At 63.6% G+C, this 21,003-nt stretch carries 22 protein-coding genes; 15 read left to right on the top strand and 7 right to left on the bottom strand.

The annotated features are described in order from the left end of the window. Window positions 1-1,230: 1,230 nt before the first annotated feature. Window positions 1,231-1,497 carry a 30S ribosomal protein S20 gene (gene rpsT / locus ACNJX9_RS39685; RefSeq protein WP_057754033.1) on the bottom strand — a complete coding sequence of 89 codons (267 nt, stop codon included), beginning with the start codon at window positions 1,495-1,497 and terminating at the stop codon, window positions 1,231-1,233. Between the two features lie 389 nt (window positions 1,498-1,886). Between rpsT and ACNJX9_RS39680 the strand changes: the two genes are divergently transcribed. The 3 genes from ACNJX9_RS39680 to ACNJX9_RS39670 all read left to right on the top strand — a co-directional run bounded on the left by ACNJX9_RS39680 (window position 1,887) and on the right by ACNJX9_RS39670 (window position 4,001). Continuing rightward, complete coding sequence (locus tag ACNJX9_RS39680; RefSeq protein WP_057754029.1) at window positions 1,887-2,204, top strand: hypothetical protein; 318 nt, start codon at window positions 1,887-1,889, stop codon at window positions 2,202-2,204. A 199-nt stretch (window positions 2,205-2,403) separates the two neighbouring features. Next, a complete protein-coding gene (gene msrA / locus ACNJX9_RS39675; RefSeq protein ID WP_439407454.1) occupies window positions 2,404-3,060 on the top strand; it encodes a peptide-methionine (S)-S-oxide reductase MsrA in 657 nt (218 codons plus the stop codon). A gap of 221 nt (window positions 3,061-3,281) precedes the next feature. Then, window positions 3,282-4,001, top strand: a complete 720-nt coding sequence (locus ACNJX9_RS39670; protein WP_439407453.1) for a polysaccharide biosynthesis/export family protein — start codon at window positions 3,282-3,284, stop codon at window positions 3,999-4,001. A 116-nt stretch (window positions 4,002-4,117) separates the two neighbouring features. On the opposite strand, the gene ACNJX9_RS39665 is transcribed toward ACNJX9_RS39670, so the two are convergent. The 3 genes from ACNJX9_RS39665 to ACNJX9_RS39655 all read right to left on the bottom strand — a co-directional run bounded on the left by ACNJX9_RS39665 (window position 4,118) and on the right by ACNJX9_RS39655 (window position 6,149). Continuing rightward, window positions 4,118-4,792, bottom strand: a complete 675-nt coding sequence (locus ACNJX9_RS39665; RefSeq protein WP_439407452.1) for a dienelactone hydrolase family protein — start codon at window positions 4,790-4,792, stop codon at window positions 4,118-4,120. Between the two features lie 227 nt (window positions 4,793-5,019). Then, complete coding sequence (locus ACNJX9_RS39660; RefSeq protein WP_057754017.1) at window positions 5,020-5,361, bottom strand: hypothetical protein; 342 nt, start codon at window positions 5,359-5,361, stop codon at window positions 5,020-5,022. A gap of 23 nt (window positions 5,362-5,384) precedes the next feature. Then, window positions 5,385-6,149 (bottom strand): alpha/beta fold hydrolase, encoded by a 765-nt coding sequence (locus tag ACNJX9_RS39655; RefSeq protein WP_439407451.1) that lies wholly within the window; start codon window positions 6,147-6,149, stop codon window positions 5,385-5,387. Between the two features lie 422 nt (window positions 6,150-6,571). On the opposite strand from ACNJX9_RS39655, the gene ACNJX9_RS39650 reads away from it, so the two are divergent. From ACNJX9_RS39650 to ACNJX9_RS39640, 3 genes are all read left to right on the top strand, one after another. Next, window positions 6,572-7,063 (top strand): (2Fe-2S)-binding protein, encoded by a 492-nt coding sequence (locus ACNJX9_RS39650; protein ID WP_057754010.1) that lies wholly within the window; start codon window positions 6,572-6,574, stop codon window positions 7,061-7,063. Next, the gene (locus ACNJX9_RS39645) at window positions 7,060-9,345 is read left to right on the top strand and encodes a molybdopterin cofactor-binding domain-containing protein (RefSeq protein WP_439407450.1); all 2,286 of its coding nucleotides are present in this window, start codon (window positions 7,060-7,062) and stop codon (window positions 9,343-9,345) included. Before ACNJX9_RS39650 ends, ACNJX9_RS39645 begins: the two co-directional genes overlap by 4 nt. Before the next feature lie 253 nt (window positions 9,346-9,598). After that, entirely contained in the window at window positions 9,599-10,693 is a 1,095-nt protein-coding gene (locus tag ACNJX9_RS39640; protein ID WP_439407449.1) for an HD-GYP domain-containing protein, read from the top strand. Between the two features lie 96 nt (window positions 10,694-10,789). On the opposite strand, the gene ACNJX9_RS39635 is transcribed toward ACNJX9_RS39640, so the two are convergent. Beyond that, complete coding sequence (locus ACNJX9_RS39635) at window positions 10,790-12,370, bottom strand: AMP-binding protein (RefSeq protein ID WP_439407448.1); 1,581 nt, start codon at window positions 12,368-12,370, stop codon at window positions 10,790-10,792. A gap of 225 nt (window positions 12,371-12,595) precedes the next feature. On the opposite strand from ACNJX9_RS39635, the gene ACNJX9_RS39630 reads away from it, so the two are divergent. The 4 genes from ACNJX9_RS39630 to ACNJX9_RS39615 all read left to right on the top strand — a co-directional run bounded on the left by ACNJX9_RS39630 (window position 12,596) and on the right by ACNJX9_RS39615 (window position 15,229). After that, window positions 12,596-13,570, top strand: coding sequence for a Bug family tripartite tricarboxylate transporter substrate binding protein (locus ACNJX9_RS39630; protein WP_439407447.1), 975 nt, complete (start codon window positions 12,596-12,598; stop codon window positions 13,568-13,570). A 103-nt stretch (window positions 13,571-13,673) separates the two neighbouring features. Further along, complete coding sequence (locus tag ACNJX9_RS39625; RefSeq protein ID WP_057753998.1) at window positions 13,674-14,126, top strand: ArsR/SmtB family transcription factor; 453 nt, start codon at window positions 13,674-13,676, stop codon at window positions 14,124-14,126. Beyond that, window positions 14,126-14,470, top strand: a complete 345-nt coding sequence (locus tag ACNJX9_RS39620) for an SRPBCC family protein (protein ID WP_245317233.1) — start codon at window positions 14,126-14,128, stop codon at window positions 14,468-14,470. The genes ACNJX9_RS39625 and ACNJX9_RS39620 overlap by 1 nt, the downstream gene beginning before the upstream one ends. 21 nt (window positions 14,471-14,491) lie before the next feature. Next, window positions 14,492-15,229, top strand: coding sequence for a DUF899 domain-containing protein (locus ACNJX9_RS39615; protein WP_439407446.1), 738 nt, complete (start codon window positions 14,492-14,494; stop codon window positions 15,227-15,229). A gap of 184 nt (window positions 15,230-15,413) precedes the next feature. Here ACNJX9_RS39615 and ACNJX9_RS39610 read toward each other — a convergent pair whose 3' ends face one another. Beyond that, entirely contained in the window at window positions 15,414-16,664 is a 1,251-nt protein-coding gene (locus ACNJX9_RS39610) for a S1C family serine protease (protein WP_439407445.1), read from the bottom strand. 201 nt (window positions 16,665-16,865) lie between these two features. Between ACNJX9_RS39610 and ACNJX9_RS39605 the strand changes: the two genes are divergently transcribed. The 4 genes from ACNJX9_RS39605 (at window position 16,866) to ACNJX9_RS39590 (ending at window position 19,207) form a co-directional block, all read left to right on the top strand. After that, on the top strand, window positions 16,866-17,483 hold the full coding sequence (locus ACNJX9_RS39605) for a hypothetical protein (RefSeq protein ID WP_057753989.1): 618 nt from the start codon (window positions 16,866-16,868) through the stop codon (window positions 17,481-17,483). Next, window positions 17,470-17,844: a transcriptional regulator gene (locus tag ACNJX9_RS39600; protein ID WP_439407444.1), complete on the top strand. Its 375-nt coding sequence runs from the start codon at window positions 17,470-17,472 to the stop codon at window positions 17,842-17,844. The genes ACNJX9_RS39605 and ACNJX9_RS39600 overlap by 14 nt, the downstream gene beginning before the upstream one ends. 30 nt (window positions 17,845-17,874) lie before the next feature. Continuing rightward, the gene (locus ACNJX9_RS39595; protein ID WP_439407443.1) at window positions 17,875-18,615 is read left to right on the top strand and encodes a di-trans,poly-cis-decaprenylcistransferase; all 741 of its coding nucleotides are present in this window, start codon (window positions 17,875-17,877) and stop codon (window positions 18,613-18,615) included. 106 nt (window positions 18,616-18,721) lie between these two features. Continuing rightward, the gene (locus ACNJX9_RS39590) at window positions 18,722-19,207 is read left to right on the top strand and encodes a Crp/Fnr family transcriptional regulator (protein ID WP_057753983.1); all 486 of its coding nucleotides are present in this window, start codon (window positions 18,722-18,724) and stop codon (window positions 19,205-19,207) included. Here ACNJX9_RS39590 and ACNJX9_RS39585 read toward each other — a convergent pair. Beyond that, window positions 19,146-19,973 (bottom strand): metallophosphoesterase family protein, encoded by an 828-nt coding sequence (locus tag ACNJX9_RS39585; RefSeq protein WP_439407442.1) that lies wholly within the window; start codon window positions 19,971-19,973, stop codon window positions 19,146-19,148. The genes ACNJX9_RS39590 and ACNJX9_RS39585 overlap by 62 nt on opposite strands. Before the next feature lie 204 nt (window positions 19,974-20,177). On the opposite strand from ACNJX9_RS39585, the gene ACNJX9_RS39580 reads away from it, so the two are divergent. After that, window positions 20,178-20,867, top strand: coding sequence for a DNA-3-methyladenine glycosylase I (locus ACNJX9_RS39580; protein WP_057753977.1), 690 nt, complete (start codon window positions 20,178-20,180; stop codon window positions 20,865-20,867). The last annotated feature ends 136 nt before the right edge of the window (window positions 20,868-21,003 follow it).

Raw genomic sequence — 21,003 nt, 5'->3', positions numbered from 1 at the left:
CTCGACCCTTCGGCGGAAGCGCCGCGGGTCAGACCAGCGATGTCGGAGATGGAGGGTTCGCGAGGTCAGCGCGTACTCGACGCGTCGTCGCAAATGGGAGGGTGGTCGGAGGACGGATTGGAAACGGCATCGTTGGACGATGAAGCGAAAGTCAATACCGCGTTGAATCCGTAGGCCATGATACCTCCCCGTCCTGCCGTGATCGCTCACGGCAAGGTCCTGCGTAAAAGAACCTCCGCGCTGTACTCAACTCGCGGATGTCCAGCCCGTCTGCTCGTGTCGTCCGTTCGGCCACGCCATCATGCGTGTCGGGGTAGTCTCAAGATGCCTCTCGTGTGATCTTGCACATGTGCGGGATCGAAAAGATCTCGCTTGGAGAGGTCAAGACAAAGAGCTACCGTTCCCATATTGCTACGGGTTTATCCGACTATCGCTTGTTGGAGCGTCGCCTACGTGCACACCGCCGCCGATTTGCACGCTCGCCTCGTTCTTAAACCGCGCTGGTCTGAAGATCGTGGGCGCCGCGAACGACTTAAGGAATACACTAAGCGGAAAGACTCGCAACGAAATTGATTCACACTCGAGGCATCAAAAAACTTGACCAGCGTTAACGCCGCGCACGAGTTGTTCACAGCCTTGAGACCAAGTTTTTGGATTCGTGCACAGATTCGAAAATCGCGCGTGTCATGTGACAGCGACGCCGCCGCCGCCAAAAAATTTTTACAAAATCGTCACGCGCGCGACGTGCAAGCGAATTTTCCAAATGCTTGTCGCCGCTATGTCGATAAGTGATTAGCGAGACACCGTTTTTTGAGTCTCGTTTCACAGGGTAACCCGAGCAGAAAACAGGTTCCGGTGAAACTACGGTGTGCAGAACCTTGCTTCGCGCGAATTCAATTTAGGCCCGCGCCGCAGTGGTTTTTCGCACCGCAGCGCAGCGCAATCAAAGGTTTCAGCTGTTGCAAAACAACGGCAGGTAAAACCACTGGCAGGTAAAACTACGGGCGCGGCATAGCGAAGCCGATGATACTCTTCCAACGCAAGATCGGTCGCGCAAAGACTGCAAGGGTGAATTGTAACAGGCAGCAAAAAGCCCGGCGCGAAAGCCGGGCTGATCGAGACTTGCGATATCTGCTTCAACCAATCGAATGACGCGATTGGCCTGGCGCGAACAAATCTATTTCGTGAGGATCATTTCGCGACCTTGCTTCGCGAGCTTACTTCGCGAGCTTACTTGGCGAGCTTGGCGATCTGCGCGGTGAGGCGCGAGACTTTGCGGCTGGCGTTGTTCTTGTGAATGATGTTGCGCTGGGCGGCGCGCATCAGCGCGGGCTCGGCAGCGGCCAGTGCCTTCGCAGCGGCGGCGCGGTCGCCGCTCTTGATGGCTTCTTCGACGGTACGCACGGCGCCGCGCATCTGGGTGCGGCGCGACTTGTTGACGGCAGTGCGACGGGCGATCTTGCGCGTCGCTTTCTTGGCGGAGGTAGTGTTGGCCATGGTCTCAATGTCCTTTGCGGGTACCGGTCGCGTCTTGGTCGGGTAGCGCCGGCAGCTTGACCGCGGAATCGACGCTCGGATTTAGGGTGTTCGGTTGCTGGGCCGTTCCCGGAACATGAGCGATGAGCCTTGCGGTCATCTCTGCGGCCCCAAAAGAGCCTGCAACTGCTCAAAGAACAGCGGCGGCAGGATTGCGCCCACCGCCAGTTGGCGCCCTTATAGAGGGGGTCTTTGGCACCGTCAACGCTTTAGGGGCTGGAAAAGCAGGCTTCCAGGCGTGCCAAAAGGGTCCGTAACGCTCTGATGAGGTTGAATTTCTGCCGTCTCTTGGCTATTGGCTGACGGCGTTTATCGCCGTCGTCCGATCGGGCGACCATATTGGGTGGGGTATGATCCGCGGCTTTTTCCGACTGATTGGCTTGCTGCTGCTGGCCGGCGGGTTCTTCTTCATGGTCTATGACGGCGCCCGCTGGGTGGCCGACCAGACCCTCCGCTTCACCCGGTTCGGCCAGTTCTGGAACGACATCAACCAGGCCAGCCAGTCCGCCTTCCGGACCTGGGTCGAGGCCAAAGCGCCCTGGCTCTGGACCTCGGTGATCCGCCTGGTGCTGGACCAGCCGGTTTTCGCCGTGCTCGGCCTGCTCGGCATCCTCCTGATGATCCTGTTCCGCCCGCGCAAGCCGCTGATCGGCTATTCCCGGGATTGAGCATCAATTCCCGCCGGGATTGAGCATCAATTCCCGCCGGGATTGATCTTTCAATTCCCGCCGGACGAGCTCGCAACGAGGGGCGGCGTAACAAGCCTGCCGCTGCTTGCGTAAAGACCTATATTCCCACGCAATCGCGAGCCCGCCGCCTGAGCACCTGGCTGATGCGCGCGCCAGCTCGTTTCTCGGAGATTCCATCATGCTGTTCATGCGCAAGTCCACCGCATTGCCTGATGCCGCTGAGGCGCTGCCCGGCCGTGCGCAGGCCATTCCCACCGCGAGCATCCATTTCGTCAATGGCAGCAAACTGAAGCCGCCCTACCCTGATGGCCTCGAGCAGGCCGTGTTCGGGCTCGGCTGCTTCTGGGGCGCCGAACGCAAATTCTGGGAGCTTGGCGAGGGCATCTATACGACCGCTGTCGGCTATGCCGGCGGTCACACGCCGAACCCGACCTATGAAGAGACCTGCTCGGGCCGCACCGGCCACACCGAAGTGGTGCTGGTCGTGTTCGATCCCAAGAAGATATCTTACGAGAAGCTCTTGAAGACGTTCTGGGAGAATCACAACCCGACGCAGGGCATGCGCCAGGGCAACGATGTCGGCACACAATATCGGAGTGCGATCTATACGTATTCCGATGCGCAGAAGAAGGCCGCCGACGTATCCAGGGCGCTCTATCAGAAGGCGCTCAAGGCAAAGGGCTTGGGAGCCATCACCACCGAGATCGCGCCTGCCGGTCCGTTCTACTTTGCCGAGGATTATCATCAGCAATATCTGGCAAAGAACCCCGCCGGCTATTGCGGCCTCGGCGGCACCGGCGTGTCGTGTCCCATCGGTGTTGGCGTGAGTGCGTAGGCTTCCGCCCTGTCATTCCGGGGCGCGCGCAATTGCGAACCCGGAATCCAGAAATTGTAGCGCGAGATTCTTCGACGCTGACGCGTCGCCCCGGAATGACACCAAGCCGCTGGCGCCACGGGCCCTCAACCCTTTGTTAACCATACCGGGTGCATCACTGGCCCTGTCTCGTTTTCAGGGATGGTCCGGTGCGGGTTCTGCGCGCGTTTCGGTGGTCGATCATGACAGTGTCCTTGGCAGCGTCCGCCGCGCTGACCCTGGGCGGCTGCATGCAGACCACAGGTCCCGTCGCTTACGTGCAGCCTCGCCCCGATCTCGACACCATGGCCTATGGCTCGCCCTACAGCGCGCCACATCCGGTCGTCGTTGCCAACAGCGGCGGCGGCGCCATCGATGCGCTCACGAATTCCTTTGCCTCGATACCCGCACCCCAGCCGGTCGCTTATGGCGGACCGGTGATGGCTGCCCCCATCCGCTATGACACCTCCTATCACCTCGATGCCGGCGACAAGCTGCGCGTCGTGGTCTACGGCCAGGAAGGTCTCACCAACAGCTACGCCATCGATGCCGGCGGCTCCATCACCATGCCGCTGATCGGTGCGGTGCCGGCGCGTGGCCGCACCACGGCAGGCCTTGCCGGCGAGATCGGCGCGCGGCTGCGCAACGGCTATATTCGCGAGCCCTCGGTTGCTGTGGAGATCGAGTCCTACCGCCCGTTCTTCATCCTCGGCGAAGTCGCAGCGCCCGGCCAATATCCCTACGTGCCCAACATGACGGTCGAGAGCGCCGTCGCGATCGCCGGCGGTTTCTCGCCGCGCGCCAAACGCGACATGGTCACCGTGACCCACGCCGAAGCCGGCGGCGCCATGCGCGCCGTCGTGCCGCTCGGCACCCCCGTCAGCCCCGGCGACACCGTGTTCGTCGGCGAGCGCTGGTTTTGACGACGTACAGCGTACGTCGTCATCCCGGGGCGATGCGAAGCATCGAACCCGGGATCTCGAGATTCCGGGTCTGGTGCTAACGCACCATCCCGGAATGACCGCCAGGGTGTTGTTCGCTACTTCACAAGGTGCTTCGCCAGGAACGCCATGCTGCGCGGCCAGGCGATCTCGGAGCTGGCCTTGTCGTAGCTCGGCCGCTCGTCGCAATGGAAGCCGTGCTGGGCGCCGGGATAGATGAAGACCTCGACGTCGGGCCGCTTGGCCTTGACGGTCTCGACATCGGTGAGCGGAATGCCGGCATCCTTCTCGCCGAAATGCAGCTGGGTCGGCACCTTCGGCGTCTCATCGGCAAAGCGCACGACGGCGCCGCCGTAATAGCCGATCGCGGCCATCAGGCCGTTGAGCCGCGTCGCAGCCACAAAGGCGATGCTGCCGCCAAGACAAAAGCCGATGATGCCGACCGGGCCGACATCCTTCACGGCGTCGATCGCGGCTTGCGTATCGCGCAGCATCGCCGCCCAATCCGGATTGGCGACGAATTTTCGCGCTTCCGCGATCTCGTCGGGCGTATAGCCGGACTGGAAGCCCGGCGACGTCCGGTCGAAGATCGACGGCGCGATCGCGACATAGCCCTCGCCGGCGAGACGGTCGCAGACCGAGCGGATGTGATGATTGACGCCGAAGATCTCCTGGATCACCACCACCGCGCCCTTCGGGCTGCCAGCGGGATCGGCGCGATAGGCGCCAAGCTGAAAATTGTCCGACGCCGTCAGTTTGATGTCTTGTCCCACGCGGGTTGTCCTTCTTGGTTGTCGTGAATCCTGGCAGCTCCAGAAATCGTCATGCCCGGGCTTCCACGGTCTTCGTGCAGTGCCGTAGGGTGGGCAAAGGCGCGAAGCGCCGTGCCCACGATCTTGTGCTTGCAGGCACTGCGGTGGGCACGCTTCGCTTTGCCCACCCTACAGCACCGTTTGCTTGGCCGACTTCGCTACCGCCTCCGAGACGGGAGGGATACGCCTCACTCCCACATCCAGTTGTCGCCATAATCCTCTTTCCATCCTGCCAGCCGTCCATGACGGAATTGGAGGAACAGGCGATGACGGGACGGCACCAGTCCGCTGCCACCGAGATCGCGAAGCGCCAGATAGATCTCGTTGCCGGGCCGTCCCTTGACGTATTGCAGGGGCTGTCCGAGCGCATGCGCGGTCTGATCTGCGTCCATCCCGAACGCCAGGGGCGTGTTGTTCGACAATGTGTCGACGAAGGGACGGCGCAGCGGTACGGTGCCGAGCGGCTCGGCCTGCACGGATGCTGCCATGATGAGAAGCGCTGCGCCCGCCGCCAAGATGACCCGCTTCATCGCCCGTATTCTCCTCTCGCCGTCTATGCCGGCAAGTTCTTCAGGAAAGGCAGCACGGCGTCAACAAAAGCCTTGGGCTGATCGATGTTGACGGCGTGTCCGGCCGCGGGGATCACGACCTTTTGTGCGCCCGGGATTTTTGCCGCCATGTAATCCGAGGCCGCCAGGAATGGCGTGTCATCGGCGCCGACCACGATCAGTGAGGGCACCTTGATGTCGGGCAGCAGCTCCATCACCGCGGCATCGCGCTGGGTCAGCATGCCGCGCGCGGCGAGCGCCAGCCCTCTGGCGTTGCGGTGGCTGGCGGTGGCGCGTTCGCGGGTTGCCGCTTTCAGCACAGCGAGACCTTCCAGGTCGAGCTTGTCGGCGGTGGCGAGCGCCCGTGCATTCCAGGCCTCGCGCGCGTCGTCTTTCTTGAAGCCCGGACCGGTGTCGATGATCAGCAGCGCGTGCGTGCGCGTGGGATGGGCGCGATAGAACGCAAGCGACATGTAGCCGCCGAGCGACAACCCGCCGATGATGGCGCACTCGGCGCCGACGACATCGAGGATCGCAGCGATGTCGCCGACAGTCAGCGCCTCGCTATAGGCCTTGGGATCGTCAGGATAATCTGACTGGCCGTGACCGCGCATGTCCCACAGCACGAGCTTGTGGTCTTTCGCCAGCGCCTCGACCTGGCCATGCCACATCGCCGAGGTCGAGGAATAGCCATGGGTGAGCAGCAGCGGCGGCCCGTCGCCATGTACTTCGTAATAGATGCCGACACCGTCCCGATCGATCCTTGGCATTGTTTCCGCCCTTTGTTGTCCTTGTCCGCGAGCCCGGAATCGTAGGGTGGGCAAAGGCGCACTTGCGCCGTGCCCGCCACCTGTCTCCGATTGCAACGGATGGTGGGCACGCTTGGCTTTGCCCACCCTACGACACTGTCTCGTTCTCTGCATGCTAGCCCGCAAGGTTACTTCGCGGAAACCGTCGCGATCGCGATGCATGTACACCTCGCGCGCCGCTTGTTGCGTCCAGCCGCTAACTTCAGCGCCGTTGTCGCAACGCACAACACGTGACTGGTTGGTTTCGATCGATTCCAAATTGCATTTGCCTCCGTCCACGAACGCGATCATTCTTGCGCGCAAGGCGGGGGCCAGCCCGGTGGGCGTCCGTCGATCAAGTTGCCGCCGTAAGCGGCTTCATGCACCGGCAGGGGAAGACGCCTATGCCAACGCTCACGATCAACGGGCGGAGTATGTCCGTGGATGCGGCAAACGACACGCCGCTCCTTTGGGCCATCCGCGAACAATTGCAGATGACCGGCACGAAATTCGGCTGCGGTGCCGGCCTGTGCGGTGCCTGCACCGTGCACGTCAACGGCGAAGCCGTGCGGTCGTGCCAGACCATGGTTGGCGATGTCGCCGGCAAGAAGATCACCACCATCGAAGGTCTGTCCGCCAAGGGCGATCATCCCTTGCAGAAGGCATGGATCGCCGAGCAGGTGCCGCAATGCGGTTACTGCCAGTCGGGGCAGATCATGCAGGCGGCTTCGCTGCTGGCGAAGAATTCCAATCCGACCAAGGAAGAGGTCGTGGCGCATATGGACGGCAATCTCTGCCGTTGCATGACCTATTCGCGGATCCAGAAGGCCATCATGCGCGCCGCCACCGAGATGCGCACTGCATCCGCCGCCGGCAACGAGCGGAGGCCCACATGAATAAGCACGTGAAGACCATCACACCAGAGACATCGGATCTCAGCCGCCGCTCCTTCCTGGTCGGCACCGCCGCAACCGGCCTCGTGCTCGGCTATGCCGGCGTGCCCGGTATCGGCGACGCGCTGGCTGCCGCGCCCGCCAATTTCGAGCCGAGCGTCTGGTATTCGATCTCGCCGGATGGCTTGGTCACCGTGACCTGCGGCAAGGCCGACATGGGCCAGCACATCGCCTCCACCATGGCGCAGATCGTCTGCGAAGAGCTAGGTGCGAAGTGGAGCGACATGCGGGTCAATCTCGCCTCCAACGATCCGAAGTTCAACGATCCGGTGCTCGGTGCGCAAATCACCGGCGGCAGCTGGTCGACCATGATGAACTTCGACGCGATGAGCCGGGCGGGCGCCGCCGGGCGCATGGCGCTGACGGAAGGCGCGGCCGCGTCCATGGGCGTGCCGGCTTCTGAGCTCACGGTGCGCGATTCCATGATCTCGCACGCGAAGTCGAAGAAGCAGATGTCCTTCGCCGACATCGTCAAGAGCGGCAAGGCAACGAAGACCTTCACGCCCGACGAGCTGAAGGCGATCAAGCTGAAGACACCTGATCAATACACCATGATCGGCGTGTCGGTGCCGCAGATCGACATTCCCTCCAAGACCAACGGCACCGCCAAATACGGCATCGACGTGATGATTCCGGGCATGGCCTATGGCGCGATCGTCACGCCGCCGGTGCGCTACGGCGCCACGGTGAAATCGGTCGACGACTCCGCCGCGAAGTCCGTGCCGGGCTTCATCAAGGCCGTCATCCTCGACGACAAGACCCAGACGACGACGGGCTGGGTGGTCGCGGTCGCCGGCACCTATGCCAACGCCAAGAAGGCCGCGGCGGCGCTGAAGATCAGCTATGACGGCGGTCCGAACGCAAAGCTGTCGAGCCAGTCGTTGCTTGACGAAGCCAAGCGGCTTCAGGGGCTCGACGATTCCGGCCAGTTCTTCGTCAAGGACGGCGACGTCGCAGCCGCGCTCGGCTCGGCGGCCAAGGTGCTGGAGGCGGAGTACACCACCAGCATCAACATCCATGCGCCGATGGAGCCGATGAACGCCACCGCGGAGTTCAAGGGCGACATCCTGCACATCTATTCCGGCAATCAGTTCGCGACGCGCTCCGGCGCGATCGCGGCGGGCGCTGCCGGGATCGATCCGAAGTTCGTGGTGATGCACCAGATGTGGCTCGGCGGCGGCTTCGGCCGCAGGCTGGACGCCGACATGATGGTGCCGGCGGTGCAGGCGGCGAAAGCCGTGGGCAAGCCGGTGAAGGTGATCTACACGCGCGAGAACGACATGACGATGGATTTCTCGCGTCCGCTCACCTATCAAAAAGTAAAGGCCGGCGTGGACGGCGACGGCAAGCTCGTTGCGCTCAGCCACGACGTGGTCTCGGCCTGGCCGACCCAGCGCTGGGGCATTCCCGACTTCCTGTCGCCCTCGGTCGACAAGAAGGGCCCGCTCGACGCGTTCACGGTGAACGGTTCGGACTTCTTCTACACGGTGCCGAACCACTATGTGCGCGCGATCAAGAACGAGATGGCGCACAACGCCACCCCGTCGGGCCAGCTCCGCTCGGTGGCGCCGGGCTGGACCTTCTGGGCGGTCGAAAGCATGATCGACGAGATCGCGGCTGCGACCGGCAAGGATCCGGCGCAATTCCGCATCTCGCTGCTCGACGGCGCCGGCAAGAACGACGGCGGCGCGCAGCGGCTGCGCAACACGCTGCTCGCCGCGATGGGCCTTGCCGGCTACGGCACCAAGAAGCTGCCGAAGGGTGAAGGCATGGGCGTCGCCTGCGTGTCGTCGCAGGAGCGCGCGACCGCAAGCTGGACCGCCTGCGTCGCGCATGTTGCGGTGGCGCCCTCGGGCGAAGTGACCGTGAAGAAGCTCACGGTCGCAACCGACGTCGGCACCCAGGTGCATCCCGACAACATCCGCGCCCAGGTCGAGGGTGCGGCGCTGTGGGGCCTGTCGCTGGCGATGTACGAGAAGGCGACGCTGAAGGATGGTGGCATCGAGCAGACCAATTTCGATGGCTACACGCCCTTGCGCATGAGCCAGATGCCCGAAGTCGCGGTCGCCGTGATCGCCAATGGCGAGAACGCCACCGGCGTCGGCGAGCCCGCGGTGACGGTGGTGGCGCCGGCCATCGGCAACGCCATCTTCAACGCCTCCGGCGCCCGCGTCCGCGCGCTGCCGATCACGGCGGAAGCCGTGAAGGGGGCGATGAAGGCGTAAGCTGCTGCTTGCAGTTGTGATGCGAGATGATCCGCCGGAGGGCCACCTCCGGCGGATTTTTCGTTGCCAAAAAGTCAATGTTTTCAATGGCCGTTCTACGGTGCAGGGGGTTGTTTTCGCGTTGGGGGGAACCTCGATCGATAAAACTGCGCGCAATTCCGGCAGGTTCCGTTGAGCACGCCTCTTAAGGCCCGGAGAACCTGAACCGGCCTAGGCTGACGCCGAAGACACTCACGTGCTTTTTGGGGAAGCCATGAACGCGCCAGCCAAATCCGCCAACAAACGCCGGCTTCTGCTTGCCTCCGACCGCAGCGATGCGAGCACCGAGCTCGCCAGCATCCTGAAGGCGGTCGGCGAGGTCTCGACGGTGACCACGCAGGAGATTCCCGAGAAGCCCTCCCGCGATCTCTCCGGCCTCGTCGTCGATATCAACCTCCGCTCGCCCGATAGCGTGCAGCGCGTGCGCAACAAGCTGCGCGGCGAGGCCTATCGTTCGATGCCGCGGCTGTTCGTGCTGGCCGATGCGCTGCATCACGGCACCATGCAGGCCTGGGCGCTCGGCGCCACCGACACCATCTCGCGGCCGCTGCAGGCCGAGGCGATCCTGCAGCGCATCCGCGCCGCCTTCCCGGACACCGCCGTCTATGACGCGACCGATCGCGGCAAGACGCTCAACCGCGGCGTCGAGGCGGCGCATGCGGTGCTGAAGAAGATGTTCGAGAAGCTGCCGCTCGGCGTGCCCCTGACCTTCGACGACGTCATCGCCGCCGAGAACAAGATTCTGAAAGCGATCAAGCACTCCTCGCTGCGCGAATGGCTCACCACCGTCGGTTGCCACCATGTCGGCAGCTACAGGCACTGCCTGTTCGTCACCGGCTTTGCGGTGTCCTTCGCCCAGCATCTGGGCATGCGCGAGGACGACCAGCGTCGCCTGACCCGCGCGGCGCTGCTGCACGATGTCGGCAAGGCCTTCGTTCCCTCCCACCTGCTCGACAAGCCCGGCAAGCTCACCGATGAGGAGATGGCCGAAGTTCGCCAGCATCCCCGCCGCGGCTATGACGCGCTCGCGGCCCAAGGTGGCTTCCCGCCGGAGATGCTTGACGTCGTGCTGCATCACCACGAATTCCTCGACGGCAGCGGCTATCCCAACGCCCTGTCGTCGAACCAGATCAGCGACATCGTGCGCGTGACGACGATCGTCGACATCTACGCGGCGCTCGTCGAGAAGCGCGCCTACCGCATGCCGTTCACGCACGCCCGCGCCTTCACGATGATGGAAGGCATGGGCGGCAAGCTGGATCAGCAGCTCTTGCAGGCGTTCCGCCCGGTGGCGCTGGGATCGTTCTGATAATCTAGCCCGTCATTCCGGGGCGATGCGAAGCATCGAACCCGGAACCTCGAGGTTCCGGGTTCGGTGCTTTGCACCGCCCCGGAACGACTATGGCTATTCCACCAGCTTCCGCAACTCCGCCTTCGCCACCTTCTCCAGGGTCGAGCGCGGCATGTCGTCGACGAGCCTGATCTCGCGCGGCACCTTGAAGTCGGCAAGGCTGTTGCGGCAGGCGGCCATCACGCGGTCCTGCAGATCCGGCGGCGCAGCCGCGACGCCGCCATGCGGGATGATGAAGACGACTGGCACCTCGTCCAGCATCGGATGCTTCTTCGCCACCACCGCGGCCTCGCGCACGCCTGATATAATTGCGATGACCTGCTCGATCTCGGAGGCCGCGACGTTCTCGCCGCCGACCTTCAGCATGTCCTTGGCGCGGTCGCCGAACCTGATGAAGCCGTTCTCCAGCCGCGTGACGCGATCGCCGGTGAGGAAGAAGCCGTGCTCGTCAAAGCTCTCGCGCGTCGCCTTCTCGTTGTGCAGATATTCGGCGAACAGCGACAGGCCGGGGATGCCCTTGATTGCCAGGTTACCGGTGTCACCGACTTCGGTCGGCCGTCCGTCGTCGTCGGTGATGCGGATCTGATATTCGGGCGCGGCGCGGCCGATCGACATCGGAATGTTGGGCTGGTCGACCTCGCCGATGATGCCGTGGGTGATGGTCTCGGTCATGCCCCACCAGCCGATGATCCTGACGCCGAACGCGGCAAAGGCCGGTGGCTCGTTCACCGCCGTGCCCCATAGGCGGAATTTATGGTCGCGCGGGATCTCCTGCTCGAGCAGCGCCTTCATGCAGAACGGAATGGTCGAGGTCCATGTCGCGCCGTGCTCACGCGCAACGGTCCAGAACCGGCTCGCGGAGAAGCGCGGCTGGATCACGCAAGTCGCCCCGACCCACAGCGTTGCCAGCATGGAATAGGCCAGCGCGTTGGTGTGGAACAGCGGCAGATAGGTCTGGTGCACGTCGCTGGCGTGAAGGTCCTCATGCGCAGCGTTAATCTTGGCGCCCCACAACGCATTGGCGTGGGTCCACAGCACAGCCTTCGGCCGCGATGTCGTGCCCGAGGTGTACTGCACACTGCACGGCGCCAGCGGATCGGTCGCGCGCTTCGGCCGATCGGCGCTGTCGGAAAACAGCGCCTCAAAGCTGTCGCTGCGTGAAACGGCCTGTGCAGGCGCCGCGCCCGCATCGTGCGATGTCACCGCCACCCAGCTGACGTTGCGGCAATTCTGCGCGACCATCTCCGCATAGGCCGGTTGCGTGATCGCAGCGACCGCGCCGCAATGATCGGCGAAATATTCCATCTCCGCCGGCGCCGAGCGGGTGTTGGTGGTGACCGCAATGGCCCCGAGTTCGACGCAGGCAAACCAGGCCAGCAGCGCCTCGATGCAATTGTCCAGGTGAATGAGCACATACTCGCCCGGCTTCACGCCGCGCTTGCCAAGCCCGGCCGCGAGCGCGCCGACCCGCTCGTGAAACTCGCCATAGCTCCAGTGCCGCGCCGGCGCATCGAACGGCGCCCAGATCAGGAACGGATGATCCCGGCGCACCTCGGCGCGCATCCTCAGCAGCCAGGGCACATCCAGCCCGTCGAACGGGGTCACGACAGCGCCTGTGGTTTGCATGATAGCCATGACTCCTCCCGTGCAGCGCGCATCTTGCTGGCGGCTGTCCTTGGATTATTGCGTCTTCCTGCCATCACATGGTGCGAAGCGCAAATCGACGCGTCAATCCTCGCACCGCGAAATCTCGATCAGGCTCTTGGGTACTTTCCGCAGCAGATGGGCTTTGTTACAACGCCGCCGACGCCGTCTTCAAGACGTCAGGCCTTCAAGAACAACACTGGGAGAACCCTTGAAATGATCACTCGCCGTACCGCGCTGCGCCTGCTCGCCGCGACACCGCTCGCAGCCAGTCCGTTGTCGAAGGCTTTTGCAGCGGATTATCCGTCCCGGCCGGTGAAGTTCGTGGTGGGCTATCCGCCCGGAGGCGCCACCGACATTCTGGCGCGGCTGATCGGCCAGCGGCTGTCGGAACGGCTCGGCCAGCAATTCGTGGTCGAGAACAAGCCGGGCGCCGGCAACAATATCGGGACCGAATCCGTCGTGAACGCCGAGCCCGACGGCTACACCGTGCTGCTGGTCAATCCGGCGAACTACATCAACACCACGCTCTACGCCAATCTCAAGTTCAACTTCCTTCGCGACATCGCGCCGATCGCTGCGTTCCAGCGCGTGCCGAACGTGATGACCGTCAACAAGGACGTGCCGGCCAAGACGGTCGCCGAGTTCATCGACTATGTGAAGGCCAATCCCGGCAAGGTGAACATGGCTTCCTCCGGCAACGGCACCTCCGTGCATCTGTCCGGCGAGATGTTCATGGCCATGACCGGCTGCAAGATGCAGCACGTGCCCTATCGCGGCGCCGCGCCCGCGATCACCGACATGCTCGGCGGCCAGGTGCAGGTGATCTTCGACAACATGCCCTCGATCATCCAGCACATCCGTTCCGGCTCGTTGCGTGCGCTCGGCGTCACCACGGCGCAGCGCTCGCCGCAACTGGCTGATGTGCCCGCGATCGGCGAGACCGTGAAGGATTACGAGGCGAGCGCGCTGTTCGGCATGGGCGCACCGAAGAACATGCCCAAGGACCTGATCGCCAAGCTCAACAGCGAGATCAACACGCTCATGAAGGAGCCCGAGATGACCAAGCGCCTGGTCGAACTCGGCGGCGATCCGCTGGTGGAGACGCCGGAGGCGTTCGGCAAGGAGATCGAGGCCGAGACCGCCAAGTGGAAGAAGGTCGTCGAGTTCGCCGGCCTCAAGGTCGAATAGCGATCGCGTGATTGCGTGCGCATGAAGCCCCGCCGGAACGCGGGGCTTTTTTCTTGCGTGGTTCCAGCTTGACGAGCCGGCGTTTGCGCCTATACTAAACCTTATGGTTAAGTATCTAGACGAGACGCTTGATCGCACCTTTGCGGCACTGTCCGATCCGACACGGCGCGCGCTGCTGGCGCGTCTCGGTGAAAAGGATGGCCTATCGGTGAGCGAACTCGCCGCGCCGTTCCCGATCTCGCTGCCCGCAATCATGAAACATCTCGACGTGCTTGACGATGCGGGCCTGATCGTGCGCGAGAAGACCGGGCGTACCGTGTCCTGCCGGCTCACCGCGCAGCCGATGGAGCAGGCGATGAACTGGCTCAATCGCTACGCACAATTCTGGTCCGAGAGCTTCGATCGCCTTGCCGCCTTTGTGGAGGACAAACCATGGTCAACGCAGCCCCCGGCGCCGCCGAACGCGCAAACGAAGGTCCAAGCCTCACGCTCACGCGCCGGCTCCGCGCGCGGCCGGAAAAGGTCTTCGCCGCCTGGACGCAAGCACCGCAGCTAGTGCAATGGTTCGGCCCACCGAACATGAAGCCGGCGACGTTGAATGCGGAACTGGACGTGCGCACCGGTGGGCGCTACCGCATCTCATTCACACGCGACGACGGCGAATATTTCGAGGCCGGCGGCATCTACCGCGAGGTGGTGCCGAACGAGCGGCTGGTGTTCACCTGGGCCTGGCACTCGACGCCGGAGCGCGAATCGCTGGTGACGATCACGTTGAAGCCCGACAGCGCCGGCACGCTGATGATCTTCCATCATGCCCAGTTCTTCGACGAGACCGCGCGCGATAACCATCAGCGTGGCTGGAATTCGTTCTTCGACAAGCTCGACAGCTTCGTCGCCTGATCTCTGTCAAAGGAGGATACCATGCAGCAGCATCAGATCGTCTCCCGCGAGCAATGGGTCGCAGCCCGCAAATCTCATCTTGCGCATGAGAAAGAATTGTCGCGGGCGCGCGAGCGTCTGGCCGAGGAGCGTCGGGCCTTGCCCTGGGTGAAGGTCGACAAGGTCTACCTATTCGACGGACCGAACGGCATGGTGACGCTTGGCGATCTGTTCAAGGGGCGCCCGCAGCTCGTGGTCCAGCACGTGATGTTCGCGCCGGATTGGGAGGCTGCCTGCAAGAGCTGTTCGTTCTGGGCCGACGGCTTCGAGCGCATGGTGCCGCATCTGGCGGCGCGCGACACCACGATAGTCGCGATCTCACTGGCACCCAGCGCAAAGCTCGAAGCGTTCAAGAAGCGCATGGGCTGGACATTCGACTGGGTATCGTCTGGCAATAACGACTTCAACCACGATTACGAAGTCTCGTTCACGCGTGAAGAGATCGACAGAGGCGTGCAAAAGTACAATTTCGGCACCACGCCATTCTATGGCCCGGAGCTACCCGGCATCAGCGTGTTCTTCCGCAACGAGGCCGGCGAGATCTTTCATACCTATTCCTGTTTCGCCCGCGGCCTCGACATGATGAACGCGGCCTATCAATATCTCGACCTCACCCCGCTTGGCCGTCACGAGGAGGGCCTGCCCTATCCGATGGACTGGGTCCGTTTGCGCGACCAGTACGAGCCGGAGGCGGCCAAGGGGGCGTGCTGCCACGGATGACGGGGGCGGCGCTTCGCGCTCGTTTGCCATGAACTATCCCCGTCGCCCTGAGATGCTCGCCTCTTCGGCGAGCCTCGAAGGGCGACGGCCCGGCTGCATCTCGGCCGTTCATCCTTCGAGGCATGGGACGCGTTGCGTCCCATGCCTCGCACCTCAGGATGACGGATCGAGCTGCGTCGATTTGCTACTTCTTCGCGTCGGCCTCCTCCGTGCCCCTGCACGAGATCAACATCGTGTAGGCCCGCGCGTTGCCGGCGATCTCGGGGGTCTTGAGCTCGCCCTTCGGTTCGGCGGTCTGATACGGCACCACCGAATTGTCGAGGAAGTCGCGCAGCGCGCCGGTCTTGATCGCGAAGTTGATGTTTTCGGGAATGCTGCCGGTGGCTGCGGCGACCCGCAACCCATCGAGCTTCCCGGTGACGACGCCGACAAGCTGACCGGTCGTGTCGAACAGTGGACCTCCGCTGTTGCCGGGCTGCACTGGCGCACTGATTTGCAGGAAACGCGAATCGTTGCGCATGCCGCTGAGCGAACTCACAATGCCGGTCGTCACGGTGAAGTCCGAGGTCAGCAATCCGTGAAATGGAAAGCCGATCGCGACGACGGAATCGCCTGACCGGATCGGGCGGTCACGGATCCGGGCAAACTCCTTGAAGGACGCCGTCGACGGTGCCTGCAAAAGGGCCAGATCGTTGTTCGCATCAGCAGACACGACACGCAGCACCATCGCGGCTTCGCCAGTGAGATTGCCCTTGAGCTCGCTGCAGCCCTCGATCACGTGGTTGTTGGTGACGATGTGTCCGGCAGCGCTGACCACAAAGCCGGTGCCGAAGCCACTCTTGGCGCCTTTGCCGGCCTTGCTTGCCGGCGGCGCGCCTTGCTTGTCTGCCGTAGCGGCCGGCTTCGCCGCGCCCTTGGTGAAATCGCCGGCCTTGTCGAGCCCGTCGGCCTTCACTTTGGTCACGCAATTGGCCAACGCGGCGATCACTGGTCCGGTCGATCTCAGGTCGAAGTTCAGGACAGCGGGGCCGGCCGTCGCGACCATCAGGCTTGCCTTCTGAAACGTGCGCACGACATTGAGCGGCATGACGGCCGTGAGCATGTCGGGCCGGTACGCCGTGGCGTACAGCCTGGCTTGCTCCTGCCCGTCAAAGGTCACGTCGATCGCGGCGTTCTCGCTCTTGTTGAAGTGATAGTTGGGACTCGCAAAGGCGAGCGACCAGATGCCGGCGGCATTCAGGCTCACGACAAGGATGACGCCGTTCGCATAAGGCGCCGTCGCCGCGCAATGGGAGAAGGCGCCCGTCTCGTCGTTGCTGAAGGCGCCGCCGACCCAGCCGCCGACATTGACGGTGCCAAATGGTCCTTTCGCATGCGCTGTCCCAACAAGACACACCTGCAGCAGAGCTGCACCGACGAACGACCTTGACCGCATGACTTCCCCCAAGGGCAACCTTGGCCGCATCTTAGTCGGGCTGGTGGCCGGTGCGCAACCGGTAGTTGTCGGCGCGGCGCTCGTCCCTGGCAGGCGATTTCCCGGCTTGCGTTTACTTTGTAGCGCGGTATACTTTGCGGTACAAAGTGACCGGACAAGCCGGTCCGTGGGCGTGGGTGGAGCGGAGCTTTGGCATTGCCGATGCGCGATCTCGACAGGGCGCTGGCCGACATCGTGGCGATCCGCAGCCAGATTGCGGTCGGCACGGCGTTCCGCGGTTACGGCCCGGCAACGATGGCCGCGACCGGCGCGGTCGCGCTTGTCACCGCCATCCTGCAATTCTGGCTGCTCGGCGACCCCACCGGCGAGCCGCTCGGCTTCTTTCTCGGTTGGTTCGTCGCGGCGACCCTGTCGGGCCTGATCATCTGGATCGAGATGCGTGCGCGTTCGCGTCGCCATCATTCCGGCCTCGCCGACGCGATGATTCATCAGGCGATCGAGCAGTTCCTGCCCGCGGGCGTCGCCGGCGTCCTGCTTGCAGTGGTGATGTGGAGGTTCGCTTCCGAGGCGCTGTGGCTGCTGCCGGGACTGTGGCAGATTCTGGTGTCGCTCGGCATTTTCGCATCCGTCCGCTCGCTGCCGCGCAGCGTGGCGTTCGCCGGGGCTTGGTACTTCATCTCCGGCTTCGCCGTGGTGGTGCTGGCGAGCCGGACCCACATGCTGTCGCCATGGACGATGGGGCTGCCTTTTGTAATCGGCCAGTCGGTGATGGCGGCCATTCTGTATTTCGCGTCCGGAGACAATGATGTCGAAGACTGACAGGGCACCTTTTTCCTATGAAGGGCTCGACCGTGTAATCCACGAGAAGGCAAGGCTCGGACTGCTGACGTCGCTGATGGCTCATCCGAAGGGACTTGCTTTCGCTGACCTCAAACAGCTCTGCGGCCTCACCGACGGCAATCTCAGCCGGCACCTTGCCGTCCTCCAGGAGGCCGGCCTTGTCGAGGTGACCAAGGGTTATGAAGGCAATCGCCCGCACACAACCTGCCGCCTGACCAGGAGCGGCCGCCGGCGCTTCCTCGACTATCTCGCCGTGCTCGAACGTCTCGTGCGCGACGCCGCCAAGGCCGCCGGCCGCGAGGCGCCGCCGCTTGGCCGTCTCGGGATCCTTCCGATCTGATCGCCTCCCTTTTTGACCGGAGACTTTGCGATGCAAAGTGACGTCACGTCCCACAACGAAAAGCTCCATGTCGGCCTCATCATGGACGGCAACGGGCGATGGGCGACCCGGCGCGGCCTGTCGCGCGTCCGCGGTCACGAGGCCGGCGTCGAGACCATCCGCCGCATCGTCGAGGCCGCGCCCAAGCAGGGCATCGGCACGCTGACGCTCTATGCGTTCTCGACCGACAATTGGCGCAGGCCCAAGGCCGAGGTTGCCGCGTTGATGACCTTGCTGCGCTTCTATCTCGCCAATGAAGTGCAGAGCCTGGTCAAAAACGGCGTGCGGCTCAACGTCATTGGCCGTCGCGATCGCCTGCCGGACGGGATCGCAGCCGCCATCGCGCGCGCGGAGGAGGCCACCGCAAACGGCAGCACGCTTCACTTGCGCATTGCCGTCGACTATTCCGCGCGCGACGCCATCCTCAATGCTGCGGCCAAGGCGGCCGCGCTGACCAGCCTGACCCGCGAAGCCTTTTCGCAACTCGTCACCGGCGAGGCCGGCTTGCGCGACGTCGATCTCATCATCCGCACCTCAGGCGAAAAGCGGTTGTCCGACTTCCTGCTCTGGGAGGGCGCCTATGCCGAGCTGCATTTCACCGAGCGGATGTGGCCCGAATTCGACGCAGGCGATCTCGCCGCGGCGCTGGCTTCCTTCCACGGCCGCGAACGCCGATTCGGTGGTCTCCAGGCCATCATGCCGGAGGAGGTGCCCTCACTCTCTCGGGCGTGACAGGGCTACGGAGCTGCCTGTTTTTTTCAGCCGCACGAAGGGGTGGTTGATTTGCCGGGTGCCACGGATCGTGCTCTACTATTTCTCCTGACGGGAGCTTTCGGCGATGCGCGCGGTTCTGGACTATTGCACCGGCGGAACGGAGCGGCAGGTTGCGGCCGGCACGCACCTTTTGACGGAAGGCGGCGCCTCCGGACATCTCTACGTGCTGATGCAGGGCAAGCTCGAGGTGCTCAAGGGCGAGATGGTGGTCGCCACCATTGCCGAGCCCGGTGCGGTGCTCGGCGAGATGTCGGTGTTGCTGGGAGTGCCGCATACGGCGACCGTGCGGGCCTGCGCCGACACGGTGGTTTACGAGTTCGAGGATGCCGCCTCGCTGCTCAAGCAGGAGCCGGAAATCGCGCTGCTGCTCGCGCGCATGCTGGCGCAGCGGCTCAATGTCGCCAACACCTATCTCGCCGATCTCAAGCGGCAATATGCCGGCCACGGCACGCATCTGGCGATGGTCGGTGAGGTGCTCCAGAGCATGATCAACCTGCCGCCGCTCGAGGTCTCGCCAGGCTCGGATCGGCAATCCGATCCAAGGACGTGAGCCAGTCCGGCGGGTCGCCGATATAAGACGCGGGCCGCTTCAGCGGTGCGCCGAGATCGATCCACTGCGCTTCGCCCGCTGCCAGCCAGAACGCCTTGTTCGCATCGAGATCCAGCACGATGTGCGTCGGCGGGCGTCCCGGCTGCAGGCCGGCGTTGAACACCCAGGTCTGGCCTATCAGGTCGTACCACGAGCCGTCCTTGATGAAGGGCGATTGATGCACATGGCCGGAGATGACCATCGACGGCTGATACTGCATGATCCACTGCACCAGCTCGACATCGCCGAAGAAGCGCTTGCCGCCCCAGCTCGTCGGCGAGTTAGCCGGCGGCGCATGATGCGCCCAGATCCATCGCTGCGGATGGTCGAGCGAGGCATCACGCAGCTGATTGGCGATGCGCTGCTTGACCAGCGGTCCGTCCCACCATGGGCACACCGTGAACAGGGTGTTGCCGATGATCAGATTGTCCCCGTCGCAGGCGATGCCTGTTGCCCGCACCTCCGAGATCCAGCGCGAGATCTTCTCGCCCTCCGCATTGCGCTCGTCGAGGTCGTGATTGCCGGAGCAGAGAATGACCTTGGTCTGCGCCGCGATCAGCGCGAGGTACTTTTTCACCACCACGATCTGTGCGCGGAAATCCACCATCGAGCCGATGTCCAGCGCATCGCCGGCAAAGATCACCAGGTCGAATTGCGGCGCGGCGCTGACCAGCCAGTCGAGCTGCGGCAGCGAGTAGTGCAGATCGGCCACGACCAGGCAGCGCATAGAGAATCCGTCCGCGAGAGAATGAAAATATCTGGGAATTCCAAAATCTTATAAAGCAAGAAGCAGACCAGCATCGCTGCCGCCAATCCGGCAAAGTGCAGCATGCTGCGGCGGCCGGCGGCGCACAAGTGCCGATCGTGTCGCAGGGCTGGACCGTATCACCGAATTCTGCTGACGTGGCGCGGTTTCAATGCCGGTGATCGCATGACGTCCTTCAAGACCATTCGTGCCCGCGCCGAGAAGCGCAAGGGGGGACCCAAGGCGCTCGATAAACTGATGCCCGACAAGCCGGACTTGAAGCGTCTGGCAAAGCTCGGCGACGACCGCATCCTCGCGGAGATGACGAAGCGCGTGTTTTGCGCCGGGTTTGCCTGGAGCGTGATCGAGGCGAAGTGGGACGATTTCGAAGACGCCTTTCTGCGCTTCAAGCCGGCCAAGCTCAGCTTCCAGCCGGAAGATTATTGGGACGGCCTGCTGCGCGACGCGCGGATCGTGCGCAATGGCGCCAAGATCATGTCGGTACGCGACAACGCCGTGTTCGTGCAGGAGATCGCGAGGGAGCACGGCAGCTTCGGCAAGTTTCTGGCGAAATGGCCGCCGTCCAACGAGATCGGCCTGCTCGATCTCCTGGCCAAGCGCGGCTCCAGGCTCGGCGGCAATACCGGCCAGATGCTGCTGCGCTTCGTCGGCTGGGACGGCTTTGTCACCTCAAAGGACGTCGTCGCCTGCCTGCGCGATGCCGGTCTCGACATCGCCGAAGAGGTCAAGTCCAAGGGCGATCTTGCCAAGGTGCAGGCGCAGTTCAACGCCTGGGCCGAGGAGACGGGGCTGCCCTACACCTATCTGTCCCGCATCTGCGCGCTGTCGGTCGGTGAAAACAGGAGCGAGCATTAGCCCGCGACAAACAGCAGGCCGCAGCCTCGGTGACCGGATCGTGGACATGGTGTGGCAATCTCGCGCCGTCGGCGCGGCAGACGCCGCGCTCGATCACGAAATGCATTTCGCAGGAACATTTGTGCGCAGCACCCGT

Source organism: Bradyrhizobium sp. BLXBL-03 (assembly GCF_051853015.1).
In the GTDB taxonomy this organism is placed as follows: domain Bacteria; phylum Pseudomonadota; class Alphaproteobacteria; order Rhizobiales; family Xanthobacteraceae; genus Bradyrhizobium; species Bradyrhizobium manausense.
The sequence above is the reverse complement of the archived record's forward strand: the minus strand, read 5'-3'. Positions and strand labels throughout refer to the sequence as shown.

Bases quoted from the DNA above. Each gene is read 5' to 3' on its own strand.
- rpsT (WP_057754033.1), bottom strand. From the start codon at position 1,497: ATGGCCAACACTACCTCCGCCAAGAAAGCGACGCGCAAGATCGCCCGT.
- ACNJX9_RS39680 (WP_057754029.1), top strand. From the start codon at position 1,887: ATGATCCGCGGCTTTTTCCGACTGATTGGCTTGCTGCTGCTGGCCGGC.
- msrA (WP_439407454.1), top strand. From the start codon at position 2,404: ATGCTGTTCATGCGCAAGTCCACCGCATTGCCTGATGCCGCTGAGGCG.
- ACNJX9_RS39670 (WP_439407453.1), top strand. From the start codon at position 3,282: ATGACAGTGTCCTTGGCAGCGTCCGCCGCGCTGACCCTGGGCGGCTGC.
- ACNJX9_RS39660 (WP_057754017.1), bottom strand. From the start codon at position 5,361: ATGAAGCGGGTCATCTTGGCGGCGGGCGCAGCGCTTCTCATCATGGCA.
- ACNJX9_RS39655 (WP_439407451.1), bottom strand. From the start codon at position 6,149: ATGCCAAGGATCGATCGGGACGGTGTCGGCATCTATTACGAAGTACAT.
- ACNJX9_RS39650 (WP_057754010.1), top strand. From the start codon at position 6,572: ATGCCAACGCTCACGATCAACGGGCGGAGTATGTCCGTGGATGCGGCA.
- ACNJX9_RS39645 (WP_439407450.1), top strand. From the start codon at position 7,060: ATGAATAAGCACGTGAAGACCATCACACCAGAGACATCGGATCTCAGC.
- ACNJX9_RS39640 (WP_439407449.1), top strand. From the start codon at position 9,599: ATGAACGCGCCAGCCAAATCCGCCAACAAACGCCGGCTTCTGCTTGCC.
- ACNJX9_RS39635 (WP_439407448.1), bottom strand. From the start codon at position 12,370: ATGGCTATCATGCAAACCACAGGCGCTGTCGTGACCCCGTTCGACGGG.
- ACNJX9_RS39630 (WP_439407447.1), top strand. From the start codon at position 12,596: ATGATCACTCGCCGTACCGCGCTGCGCCTGCTCGCCGCGACACCGCTC.
- ACNJX9_RS39625 (WP_057753998.1), top strand. From the start codon at position 13,674: ATGGTTAAGTATCTAGACGAGACGCTTGATCGCACCTTTGCGGCACTG.
- ACNJX9_RS39615 (WP_439407446.1), top strand. From the start codon at position 14,492: ATGCAGCAGCATCAGATCGTCTCCCGCGAGCAATGGGTCGCAGCCCGC.
- ACNJX9_RS39610 (WP_439407445.1), bottom strand. From the start codon at position 16,664: ATGCGGTCAAGGTCGTTCGTCGGTGCAGCTCTGCTGCAGGTGTGTCTT.
- ACNJX9_RS39605 (WP_057753989.1), top strand. From the start codon at position 16,866: ATGCGCGATCTCGACAGGGCGCTGGCCGACATCGTGGCGATCCGCAGC.
- ACNJX9_RS39600 (WP_439407444.1), top strand. From the start codon at position 17,470: ATGTCGAAGACTGACAGGGCACCTTTTTCCTATGAAGGGCTCGACCGT.
- ACNJX9_RS39595 (WP_439407443.1), top strand. From the start codon at position 17,875: ATGCAAAGTGACGTCACGTCCCACAACGAAAAGCTCCATGTCGGCCTC.
- ACNJX9_RS39590 (WP_057753983.1), top strand. From the start codon at position 18,722: ATGCGCGCGGTTCTGGACTATTGCACCGGCGGAACGGAGCGGCAGGTT.
- ACNJX9_RS39585 (WP_439407442.1), bottom strand. From the start codon at position 19,973: ATGCGCTGCCTGGTCGTGGCCGATCTGCACTACTCGCTGCCGCAGCTC.
- ACNJX9_RS39580 (WP_057753977.1), top strand. From the start codon at position 20,178: ATGACGTCCTTCAAGACCATTCGTGCCCGCGCCGAGAAGCGCAAGGGG.